This window comes from Vreelandella piezotolerans (assembly GCF_012427705.1).
In the GTDB taxonomy this organism is placed as follows: Bacteria; Pseudomonadota; Gammaproteobacteria; order Pseudomonadales; family Halomonadaceae; genus Vreelandella; species Vreelandella piezotolerans.
The window spans coordinates 2,442,113-2,453,262 of record NZ_CP048602.1; the positions used below are offsets into that span (position 1 = coordinate 2,442,113).

Annotated in this window: 10 protein-coding genes and 1 tRNA gene; 7 read left to right on the top strand and 4 right to left on the bottom strand. The window is 56.5% G+C overall.

From position 1 onward, the window contains the following. Nucleotides 1-34 precede the first annotated feature (34 nt). From GYM47_RS18620 to GYM47_RS11270, 4 genes are all read left to right on the top strand, one after another. The gene (locus tag GYM47_RS18620) at nucleotides 35-364 is read left to right on the top strand and encodes a four-helix bundle copper-binding protein (RefSeq protein ID WP_139527056.1); all 330 of its coding nucleotides are present in this window, start codon (nucleotides 35-37) and stop codon (nucleotides 362-364) included. A gap of 257 nt (nucleotides 365-621) precedes the next feature. Beyond that, on the top strand, nucleotides 622-1,251 hold the full coding sequence (locus GYM47_RS11260) for a transporter substrate-binding domain-containing protein (RefSeq protein ID WP_153842803.1): 630 nt from the start codon (nucleotides 622-624) through the stop codon (nucleotides 1,249-1,251). Then, nucleotides 1,248-2,198 (top strand): cation efflux transmembrane domain-containing protein, encoded by a 951-nt coding sequence (locus GYM47_RS11265; RefSeq protein WP_153842802.1) that lies wholly within the window; start codon nucleotides 1,248-1,250, stop codon nucleotides 2,196-2,198. The genes GYM47_RS11260 and GYM47_RS11265 overlap by 4 nt, the downstream gene beginning before the upstream one ends. A 9-nt stretch (nucleotides 2,199-2,207) precedes the next feature. Further along, nucleotides 2,208-3,221, top strand: a complete 1,014-nt coding sequence (locus GYM47_RS11270; protein ID WP_153842801.1) for a potassium channel family protein — start codon at nucleotides 2,208-2,210, stop codon at nucleotides 3,219-3,221. Between the two features lie 7 nt (nucleotides 3,222-3,228). On the opposite strand, the gene GYM47_RS11275 is transcribed toward GYM47_RS11270, so the two are convergent. Both GYM47_RS11275 and GYM47_RS11280 read right to left on the bottom strand, forming a co-directional pair. Beyond that, a complete protein-coding gene (locus GYM47_RS11275) occupies nucleotides 3,229-4,959 on the bottom strand; it encodes a GGDEF domain-containing protein (protein WP_231125573.1) in 1,731 nt (576 codons plus the stop codon). Between the two features lie 123 nt (nucleotides 4,960-5,082). Beyond that, nucleotides 5,083-5,304 (bottom strand): DUF333 domain-containing protein, encoded by a 222-nt coding sequence (locus tag GYM47_RS11280; RefSeq protein WP_153842800.1) that lies wholly within the window; start codon nucleotides 5,302-5,304, stop codon nucleotides 5,083-5,085. Between the two features lie 221 nt (nucleotides 5,305-5,525). Here GYM47_RS11280 and GYM47_RS11285 point away from each other — a divergent pair, with 221 nt between their 5' ends. The 3 genes from GYM47_RS11285 to GYM47_RS11295 all read left to right on the top strand — a co-directional run bounded on the left by GYM47_RS11285 (nucleotide 5,526) and on the right by GYM47_RS11295 (nucleotide 9,948). Beyond that, the gene (locus GYM47_RS11285; RefSeq protein WP_153842799.1) at nucleotides 5,526-8,774 is read left to right on the top strand and encodes a PAS domain-containing protein; all 3,249 of its coding nucleotides are present in this window, start codon (nucleotides 5,526-5,528) and stop codon (nucleotides 8,772-8,774) included. A gap of 138 nt (nucleotides 8,775-8,912) precedes the next feature. Beyond that, entirely contained in the window at nucleotides 8,913-9,401 is a 489-nt protein-coding gene (locus tag GYM47_RS11290; RefSeq protein ID WP_139527050.1) for a pyridoxamine 5'-phosphate oxidase family protein, read from the top strand. Further along, complete coding sequence (locus GYM47_RS11295; RefSeq protein ID WP_153842798.1) at nucleotides 9,394-9,948, top strand: CAP domain-containing protein; 555 nt, start codon at nucleotides 9,394-9,396, stop codon at nucleotides 9,946-9,948. The genes GYM47_RS11290 and GYM47_RS11295 overlap by 8 nt, the downstream gene beginning before the upstream one ends. 31 nt (nucleotides 9,949-9,979) lie before the next feature. Here the strand turns inward: GYM47_RS11295 and GYM47_RS11300 are convergent. Both GYM47_RS11300 and GYM47_RS11305 read right to left on the bottom strand, forming a co-directional pair. Next, nucleotides 9,980-10,056, bottom strand: a tRNA-Arg gene (locus GYM47_RS11300). Between the two features lie 65 nt (nucleotides 10,057-10,121). Next, nucleotides 10,122-11,069, bottom strand: a complete 948-nt coding sequence (locus GYM47_RS11305; protein WP_153842797.1) for an AEC family transporter — start codon at nucleotides 11,067-11,069, stop codon at nucleotides 10,122-10,124. Nucleotides 11,070-11,150 lie beyond the last annotated feature (81 nt).

Here is an 11,150-nt window from a genome sequence, read left to right on the forward strand (position 1 = left end):
CCTTCGTTGACTAGAGTGGCTACAGGAGCTGACGATGCATTTTGGAGCGTTCAAGGAAAAAATCGAGGCTTGTCATATCTGCGCCGCGTATTGTGACCAGTGCGCTACCCAGTGCCTTCAAGAGGATGAAGTACACAAAATGGCCGAGTGCATACGCATGGATATTCAGTGCGCTCAGATCTGTCGCTTGGCGGCGTCCTACATGGCCCAAAACAGCGAATACGCCAATGACATCTGCCAACTTTGCGCCGACATTTGCCAAAAGTGTGCCGACGAGTGTGCCAAACACGACGCTGATCACTGCCAAGCGTGTGCCCAAGCTTGCCAACAGTGTGCCAACGCCTGTGCGAGCATTGCCGCTTAATGTCCGCGCCTTTAACGACATTGTCTTTCAATGGCTCAGCCGTGCTGATAACAGCACGGCTGTTTCTACTGTGTTCGTTATATCATGCAGTAGTGAACGAAACATAAAAGTAGCCGCTTATTAGCCGCCCCTTTAATACTAAGATTTACATCAACGTGAGAAAAAAATCGTCACATAAAAGTTACGCACTATGCCTATGTATAGCGTTTTTTTTAACGCTTGTTGGCTGTCGCTATCCCCAAAATGTAGAACGCAAAATGAGCGATATCGAGGGCGGCACACTCTTCATCGGTATCACGGAAAACCCACCTTGGGTCATCGCTACCGCTGCGGGCCCCAAAGGGGTGGACATCGGCCTTCTATCCCAGTTTGCCAATAGCCTCGATGCGTCCATCGAGTGGCACTGGGGCAGTGAAAACGAGCTACTGAAAGCGCTCAACCACCACCAGCTCGATATTGTGGCCGGCGGCTTTACTCACAATACGCGTCTTACTCAGCTAGCCGCCACGACACGCCCGTACTTCACCTCACATCATGTCATTGGTATCGCGCCTCATCACCCTAACGCTCACGCAGCGGGCGACGCTGCCCTCGAGGGCCAAGACATCGCCGTGGCGCGTCTCAATAGCGTCACGCAGTCGATCCGTGCGCTGGGCGCGACCCCCGTGATCACCGAGCGCGTGCATGACGCGCCGGGCTGGGTAGCTGGCCCTCAATGGTGGTTAGAAGCCCATGGCTTTCGACCAACGGCTCATCGACTCACCAGCGAACACCATGTGATGGCGCTACCCAAAGGGGAAAACGCCCTCATGTTGGCGCTTCAACGCCATCTCAATGACCAATCCTCTCTTTATGAGCAGCTAAAACGCGTCGAGGCCGCTGAATGAAAATACGCAAGCCCTACCGTATGCCTGCTGACAAACAGCGCCAGCTCGATTATTTGGTGAGACTGGAGTGGTGGAACTTGGGGTTTCGGGTCTCAATCATTCTGGTGCTTGGGCTGGTGTTAGGCAGCAGCCAAGCCATGAAAGCGGCCTGGATAGAGGACATCCTATCGCTCATTCCTCCCGTGGCATTCTTGATCGCCATGCATTTTCGTAACCGCCCCCCTAACGATACCTTTCCCTACGGCTACCAGCGCGCCACGGTGATTGCGTTTTTATGCGCGGCCACGGCACTGAGCCTGATGGGGAGCTTGCTGTTACTGGATTCGATCATGAAACTGATCAGTCAGGAGCACCCCTCAGTAGGCGCTATCTCGCTCTTTGGGCATACGTTTTGGATGGGCTGGTTAATGATCGGTGCCCTCATCTACAGTGTGAGTCCTCCCATGGTGATTGGCCGCTTGCAGACCAAAGCCGCCATACAGGTGCATGAAAAAACCGTCTATGTCGATGGTAAGATGAGCAAAGCGGACTGGATGACCGGCTTGGCAGCGATCATCGGCATTTTGGGGATTGGTGCCGGTATCTGGTGGGCAGATGCGCTAGCGGCAGCGCTCATCGCCATCGATGTGACCAAGGACGGCGTGGTGAACCTGAAAGAGGCCGTGGGTGATTTATTGGATCGCCGCCCGCGATTTACGTCGAACACCCAACCCGAGCCGTTAGCCGAGTCGCTGGAAACGGCACTCAAACGATACGAGTGGGTCTTGGACGCTGCCGTTCGACTACGAGAAGAGGGACACGTGTTCAGCGGTGAAGCATTCATTGTCCCGCGCGATACGCATCGACTGGCCGAGCGCGTTGCCTCGGCAGAGGCCATGCTGAATCATTATGATTGGCGTATTTATGAAGTGGTGGTGAGTGTCACCCCATCCGATTCTTCGAACTAGGAAGCGAGCATGATAGGACATCACTGGCTCGGTATCGTTGGCATCCTTCTAATAACCCTTGCCAATTATGATGCCATCAAGACGACGCTGTCTGCCTCTCACTCTGGCCCTTTGACCAACCGCTCCATTAGCACGGTATGGACCCTGTTACTGGCATTGCATCAACGTCATCGCTGCCACCGCGTACTGTCTGCAGCAGGCCCTTGGCTGACCGTAGGTTTGATGACCGTTTGGCTGCTGCTTGCCCTAGTCGGATGGTGGCTACTGTTTTGCAGCACCGAAGACGCCGTGGTGAACGCCACGACCAAAGCCCCTGCCAACGATGTCGAGCGCCTGTACTATGCGGGCTATACATTGACCACTTTGGGCTACGGCGACTTCGTTCCGGGCAGCGACACTTGGCGGCTTGCACCACCGCTGGCAGCTGCCAACGGCTTTTTTCTCTTTACGCTCACCATTACGTATATGCTGAGCATCATGGCCAATGTCACCGAAAAACGCCATGTCGCGCTGTCCATCCATGCGCTGGGCAATAGCCCCTTACAAATTCTTCGCGCGACCCATGATAATGGGAAGTACACAAGCTTGGTACAGCAGCTACAACCACTCCAACAGGCCATTAGCCGGTTGGGGCAGCAGCATCTGGCGTATCCCATTTTGCACTATTATCACGACACTAACCGTCAAAAATCGCTACCGGTTGCTCTCGCGAAACTCTATCAAGCGCTGGTCATTGCACAAATTGCTTGCCCCGATATCGACCACGCGACGCGGCAACAGCTTAAAACGGGCATCGTCACGCTTGAAAACTTTCTCGCGACGTTAGACAGCGCGTTCATCGACCCTACCCCTACCCTCCCAGAGCTACCTTCGCTAGCAGAGTACCAACGATTGCCTGGCATCACCGCCGCTCACCAAGAGATACATCTACAGCTTGCCACCCGCCAACAGCGGTTACTGGCTGCCTACGTGCATAAAGATGGCTGGGCATGGCCAAACGTCTGGCAAAACGAGTCATCATAGCCGCTAGCTACTGCTCGCTGGACGACACGGCCCCTTCCCATACTTCACAACGGTCGCGGCCGTTATTCTTGGCTTTGTACAACGCTGTGTCGGCTAAGCGCAGTAGCCTTTTAGGGTCCATGGTGTGAGCCGGATACGTGGCGATTCCGCAAGAGAGCGTAATGCGCCCAAGCGGCTGATGAAGGTGACTCAACGCTTGGTCACGCTGTGCCTTCAGCAGTTTCTCGGCACGCGTTTGCGCCTCGGCCGTTCCGGTGCCCGGTAGGAGCGCGACGAACTCCTCGCCCCCCAACCGACACACCACGTCCGTACCGCGAAAATGCTTCTTTAACAGCGCCGCGACCTCGATCAAAACGGCATCGCCAGCGTCGTGGCCAAAGTTATCGTTCACTTTCTTGAAATGATCGATATCGATCATCAGCAGCGAAAGCAGGCTTCCCTTACGCTGCGCGAGCGCCATTTCCTGATGTAGCAAGGTGTCGAAATGGCGACGGTTATTGAGGCCGGTCAGGGCATCCTGAAGCGAGAGCCCCTTGAGCTGCTCGACCAAGGTATCTAGCTCTGCCGTCCGCGCCGTCACCTGTGCTTCTAGCGTCTGGTTGGCCGCAGCAAGCTGACGCTGCGTATGACGATAGTGCCACAGCGAAATCCCCACGATAGCCAAAGAGAAGCCCAACGCCCCATAGCTCAGTGGCACATCGCGCCGAGGGATCAGCTCGTGCGCCACCAACATATCCAGCAACAGAAGTGGCGCAAACAGCAGGAAACTAGTGACGAACAGCCGCTGCTCCAAATTCAAACGACGCACTCGCAGCAGCGCCAGCAGAAGCATGAGGGGGAGCGTGAGCAACAGCAGCACATCGAATATGGGGAACGTTAGTGCCAAGTTCACCACGCCAAGTGCGACCAGACCAATCGAAGCCACGAGGTACGCCAAATGGAGCTGCCATAAACGCCTCATCCAGCGCTTTGGTACACCATCCAACCAGTGGCTCAGCAACAAGCCTATGGCAATGGGCAGTGTAAAGTAACTGGCGGCTCGTAAAATGTCCCAGGTAAGCGGCGCGTCTGCCAACAGCTGCCGAACGGGAGTCTCTGCCAACAGCATCAACCCTGACGAAAACGCAAACAGCGCGATGGCGAAAAAGCCCCGACGCTCAGGTCCAATCATGGCAAAAATCGCTGCCAACGTCGCCAGTAGCAGGCTGAAGGCACTCACCGCAAGGTCCTGTACCGAAGCGTGGAGCATCCCCTTCAGCGCATCGATACGATCGGTGATTTCTACATCGCCCCACAGCCCGATGCTGGTGTAATCGGAGTGGATACGCAGCGCCAGCGTCTTGCCCGCCGAGTTCTCCGGCAGCGGAACCAAATGCCACGGCCAACCGATGAAACGAGGCGCCTCCATATCGCCATGCTGATAAATCAGCGTGCCGTCGAGGTAGATCTGCCCCACCAAGTTAATGCTGGTAATGTGCAACACCGGGTCACGCCACTCTCCCTCTGGCAAGACCGTTTTAAACCACACGGACTTCTGGCCGTTGCGCTCCGGGGGGTTAGAAGGAAAATCGATGGGGGTCCAAGGCGCGTCATCTTCTAAAGGAGCATCTCCCCAGCGATACTCCCAATCGGTCAGCGGTGCAGGCGCGCTAGCGTAGGCCAAAGAACCGGACAGCAACAGCAAGCCAGCCATTATTCCTACGCATAAAAAGCGCAACAAGACGTTGAACGTACCCATCCGATCCCCTAGCTGGCATGACCCACCAGCTCACCTTATTTTTTTATTGACACTAACCTTATACGCTCAAAATTGCGTTGATAGCACGTTTGATGCGTTTCAAACGCTTATTCGTTGGTGGCGTTAATCATTATCCAATCGCTCTGTTCGATATAAGTGCCACTCGTTTTCGACCCGACCATCCGGCAGTCGACAGTAACGCCCCGTTCCCAAAGCGCTTTCGCGGGTGAGGCGCTCGCCGCCCAGGCTGACGCAATACGCCGCAGCCGCCGTCTGCATATCAGCGCCTTCTCCTCCCGCACAGCCTACTAACGTCAACATCATTATTAAGACGCTATGTTTCATTCGTGGTACTCCTCACTCTACTTCGCCGCATCAGGCCCGCCAAACGGCGCTCCACAATTTTTCACATCTCAACGACGCTCAAGCCACGTCTCTCTCTACACCCCACCACCATAAGCCATTATGCTGTGAAGGCAGCTTGACGGACCAATATAAATGTAAGCGCAGCGGCTAGCGCGTCGTCACCCTTGCACACTTTCAGTAGGTCACTCGATGGTCACGCCATGAAAACACCCCAGGGCTCAATAAGCCGCGCTACACCTTCGTTAGAAGCGAATGTTGACCACGGTTTGAACGATGGCAAGCCCTCTCGTTTCGAGCGTGTGGCGCGCCTCGCGCAACAGGTATTCGGCGTGCCCATCGTGCAAGTCTATCTACGTCAACATGACCGTTTGGAGCTCGCGACGAGCCAGGGCTTGTCGGAAACCAGCGCAGCCGCGTTAGCACACACATTTCGTCGCCATGCGCTCTTTCCAAGCGATTGTTTGATCGTCGAGGACGCCCAGGCGGATATCCGCTTCGCCGATCACCCCATGGTTCAGGCCGCCCCCTTCGTCCGCTTCTTTGCCGGGATACCGTTGGCTACGTCTTCGGATCGCTCGGCAGGCTGTCTCTGCCTGTTCGACACGGTTCCAAGAGCCTTCACGAAAGAACAGATTGCGCTGCTTCACGACATCGCCGCAACGATAGAGGCACTGATCCAGGACGATATCGGTCACCACGCCTCTCACTCTGCGCTGTCGCTGGCACTGCAAAAAAGCGAGCGCCGTGCCCGATTGGTCATCGAAGGCACTGGCGTCGGCACCTGGCAGTGGAACGTACAAACGGGAGAGACCGTTTTCAACGAGCGGTGGGCACAGATCGTTGGCTATACGCTGGAAGAGCTCAGCCCCATCACCATCAATACGTGGTTGGACCTTGCACACCCCGACGACTTGGCTCACTCTGCCGCCCTACTCGATGCGCATTTTCGAGGAGAAACGGAAAGCTATAGCTGCAAAGCAAGAATGCGTCACAAGCAGGGCCACTGGGTGTGGGTGCACGACCGCGGGCAGGTGTTCGACTGGACCTCAGAGGGTCAGCCGCTGTTGATGTATGGCACCCATACCGACATCACCCACGAGATCGAGGCGCAGCAGGCCTTGCAAGCCAGCCGGGATGAGTTTGCGTCACTGTTGAGCAACATGCCCGGGGTGACCTATCGCTGCTTACCGGATGAGAACTGGACCATGCTCTACATCAGCGGGCAAATCGACCAGGTCAGCGGCCATACCGCGAAAGAACTCATCAATAACGCGTGCCTCAGCTATGCCGACATCATTCATCCCGACGATGCCGCCGCCGTGGGCGACGCGATCGAAACCGCCCGCGCCGCCAGCGAAGGTTGGCATATCGAGTACCGGATACGCCACCGCGATGGCCGTTGGCGCTGGGTCGAAGAGCGCGGCAACTGGGTGACAGGCGATGCCCAACACCCCTTGATCATGGAAGGGTTCATCGTCGACATTACCCGTGAGCACGAAGCCCGCGTGCAGCTTCGCAAACACCACGATGCGCTGCTGCTGCTCAACGATATCGCGTTCAATACGCTCGACACCCTCGATGCCAAAATTCAGTATGCACTGCATACGACGCGTCACTATCTCGGTTTGGACCTAGCGATTCTCAGCCAGATCGAGGGCGAGGTATACACCGCTCGATGGGTAGAGTGCTCCCCCGGCATGCCACTGGCGGCCGGTGAGCGCTTCGATTTAGGCAGCACTTGGTGCCAACTACTCTTCACCGGACAGAAAAAAGAGCTGTTTATCGCCAATGTCGCCAACAGTGAGTTTCATGCTCACCCCTGTTATCAAGCCTTTCCTCTTGGCGCCTATGCCGCCATCGTCATCGAAGTGGAGGGCCAAGTGTTCGGTACGCTCAACTTCTCCTCAGCCTCACCCCGGGGCAGCGAGTTTGATGAAAGCGAAACCTTGTTTCTAAGACTACTCGCCCGCTGGCTGGCCGATACCTTGACCAACAGTTTGAGCAACGAGCGGATTACCAAGCTCATGGCGCAACTGCCTGGCGTCATTTATCAGTACCGACAGTTTCCCGACGGACGGCCCACGTTCCCGTTCAGCTCACCGCAAATTCAAACCCTTTACGGCATGACGCCCAAACAGGCGGCCCAAGACGCCACTCCCGCCTTCGAGCGCATCCATCCAGACGACCTGGCATCCGTGGCGTCCGCCATACAGCATTCCGCCAACGCGCTCGGGGACTGGCATGCCACGTATCGCGTACGAAACGATCAGGGCGTGTACCGCTGGACAGCCGGTCAGGCGCGACCAGAGCGGCTCGCCGATGGCAGCGTGCTATGGCATGGCTACCTGCACGATATCCATGAACAAGAGTTGGCACGAAAAGCCCTGGAGCGCAACGAGAGTCGTCTTAGAGGCCTTTTTGAGTTTGCTCCCATTGGCATTGCGCTCAACGATTACGAGACCGGGCAGTTCATCGATCTCAACGACGCCTTGACGCTGCCCTCCGGTTATACCCGCGACGAGTTCGTCAAGCTCAGCTACTGGGACCTTACGCCCCGAGAGTACCAAGCCATGGAAGAGCAAGTACTCGTGAGCCTTAAAAACGAGGGCCGCTACGGGCCTTTCGAAAAAGAGTACATCCGCAAGGATGGCAGCCGCTACCCGGTTCGTTTGCAGGGCATGCTGAGCCATGACCCCGACGGGCGCCCCGTCATCTGGTCACTGATAGAGGACATTACCGAGCGACGACGGCTGGATAAGATGAAAAATCAGTTCATCGCTACCGTGAGCCACGAACTGCGCACCCCGCTCACCTCCATCAATGGCTCGTTAGGGCTTCTAGCAGGCGGCGTCGTGGGCGAACTGCCTGCCCCCGCCAATGCGCTGTTGGAAACCGCCCAGCGCAACGTGCAGCGGCTTGCCACGCTCATCAACGACCTGCTGGATATGGAGAAATTGGTGGCAGGCAAAATGCCCATGAACCTGGCCGCGCAGCCATTGACCCCGCTGGTGGTAGAGGCGATCGACTCCATGGCCGGGTACGGCGAGCAGCACGGGGTCCGTATTGAAGCCACGCCACAGTGGCCAGAGGTGCGCGTCAACGTCGACGGTCCACGGCTGATTCAAGCGCTAACCAACTTGATGTCGAATGCCGTCAAATTCACGCCGAAAGATCGTCCGGTCGAAATCTCCGTTGCGCACCAACAGTCAACCGTCAACATTAGCGTCCGCGATCACGGACCAGGTGTCGACCCCGACTTTCAACCCCACCTCTTCAAGCGTTTTTCCCAAGCGGACGCTAGTGACACGCGCAAGCTCCCCGGTACCGGCTTGGGGCTCGCCATTACCCGAGAAATTGCCCAGCAGCTGGGGGGCGAGGTGTACTACCGAGATGCCGACGGCGGCGGTGGCGAATTCACTATCGAACTCCCCGGAGAGCTGATTTGCTGATCTCCTCAATGGCAGCTAGGCTAATGAAAGGATTTGTACAACACCGCACGAATCCTATTAGCTTTTGCATAAGCATTGCCCCAGAAAGAGGCGCTTGGCAATCGCCCACTGCTAGCCATTCATAAGGAGAGTGACACCATGTCTAGCCCAGAGCATAAGCAAAAAATCTGGAAAATGATCAAGGATATCAAAGTCGGCATGCTGGTGACGTTAGACCATGACATGCCACGCGCCCGCCCCATGCACCTCGTGCAAGACGACTACGACGGCACGCTTTGGTTCTATACTCGCCGTAGTGCTGAAAAAGTACTGGAAACCAAAAGCGATCACGATGTCTGTCTTAGCTTTTCGGACCAAGACGACGGTGTCTACGTCTCCTTATCCGGTAAGGCCAACGTCATCGACGACCGTGAGCTGATCGACAAGTACTGGAACCCCTTCGTCGCGGCCTGGTTCCCTGAAGGCAAAGACGACCCTGATGTCGCCCTACTGGAAGTGAAAGTAGAAATGGGTGAGCACTGGAAAGCCAAAGAGAGCAAAACGTTCCAGCTGTACGAAATCGCCAAAGCCAATCTCAAAAAAGACGCCACACCCAACTTGGGCGAAAACGAGAAGTTCGGTGGATAAGCCGTTCATGAAGCGCCCGGCTGCCCGGGCGCTTTGTTCGATCGCGTGGATGGCAACGGTCTGGATAACGCATGCGCCCGCCTCATCCGCCAATGAGGCATCCCCCGCGTCCGAAGCGTGCGCTCCCACCGAACGGCAGCAAACGATGCTTGACCGCGTCAACCAAGCTCGAGGCCAAGCCCGCCAATGCGGCGAACGTTCTTTCGATGCCGCTAGCCCCCTTACTTGGAGCTGCTCGCTCACCACCGCCGCCCAAGCTCACGCCGACGACATGGCCACGAACGACTACTTCAGCCATACCGGGCAAGGCGGCAGCAGCATGAGTGATCGCGCTACTCAGCACGGCTATACGTGGCGAAGGATTGGCGAAAACATCGCCGCTGGCCACACCACCGCCGACGCAGCCATCGAAAGCTGGATCGAAAGCCCAGGCCACTGCCGAAACCTCATGAACGATGCCTTCACCGACATGGGCATGGCGCACGCGGAAGATAGTGACTCGCGATTTACGCACTACTGGGTGCAAACGCTAGGCGCGCCGCGCTAGTCGTTAGAAACGAAGAAGACATGGGGGCGTTTGGCGTCCCTGGCAGGAGTCGAACCTGCGACCTGCCGCTTAGGAGGCGGCTGCTCTATCCTACTGAGCTACAGGGACTAACGGGGCGCATAGTATAGCGGTTTGATCCGCCCCGGCCAACCGCGGTTTTGCATCGGCAGAGGTCATATCCAACCGAGCAGGCGAAGAGCGAAGATACCCAGTGTTACGGTCACGCTGGCCATGAGCGTGGTCATGGCGATGATATTGGCGGCCAAGGCCACGTTTCCATTGATCGCTTTGACCATCACGAAGCTGGCGGCAGCGGTGGGGCTGGCAAAGAAAAGAAACAGTAAGCCGAGCTGATTCCCCGAAAACCCCATCAGCCACGCAGCCAATGTGGAAAGCACGGGTAAAACCACCATTTTCATACTGCTGGCGCTGAGCGCCACTTGGCTTCCCTCTCGCATGCTGGATACCGATAGCGTTGCGCCGATGCATATCAACGCGAGCGGTAGCGTGAGCGAGGCAAAGTAATTACCCGAGGTCATCATCCAGCTGGGCAGCGACACCGAGAAAGCGGTAAAAGGTAGCGCAGCGAACACCGAAAGAATCAGCGGATTTTTAATGATATGACCCAGCAAACTCCGCCAATCGGTCGCTTGGCCGGGCTGATAGGCCGCCAAGGCAACGACGGAGAGCGCGTTATACATCACGATCACCACCCCCAGCAGCAAACTACCGGCGGATAACCCATAATTGCCGTACATGCCCGCCGCCAAGGCCAAGCCTACGACCCCACAATTTCCGCGAAACGCTCCTTGAACATAAATGCCACGGTCGGCTCTTGGCACGCGCAGGTGCGCCCAACCCCAACTCAGCAAAAACTGGCCCAACGTGGCGAGGGCAAAAAAGAGCAGTAACGGCACATCAAGAGCAACGCTCAAGTCAGCTTTGACTAGGCTGAGAAAGATCAGCGTGGGCAGTGTGGCTTTGAAAACGAGAGACGAGGCGGTCGAAATGAAAGCGCTATCGATCCAGCCCAGGCGCTTCAAGGCAATCCCGATGAACACCATGGCAAAAACAGGCAGGGTCACGTCTAAGGTGCGTGTAAAGAGTTCAAGTAAGTCCACGAAGGCGCTCTCAGTCGAATCAGCATCCTCTTATACTCTACCGTTGACTGAGATTTGTCGACTCGCTAGACAGTCTCGTCA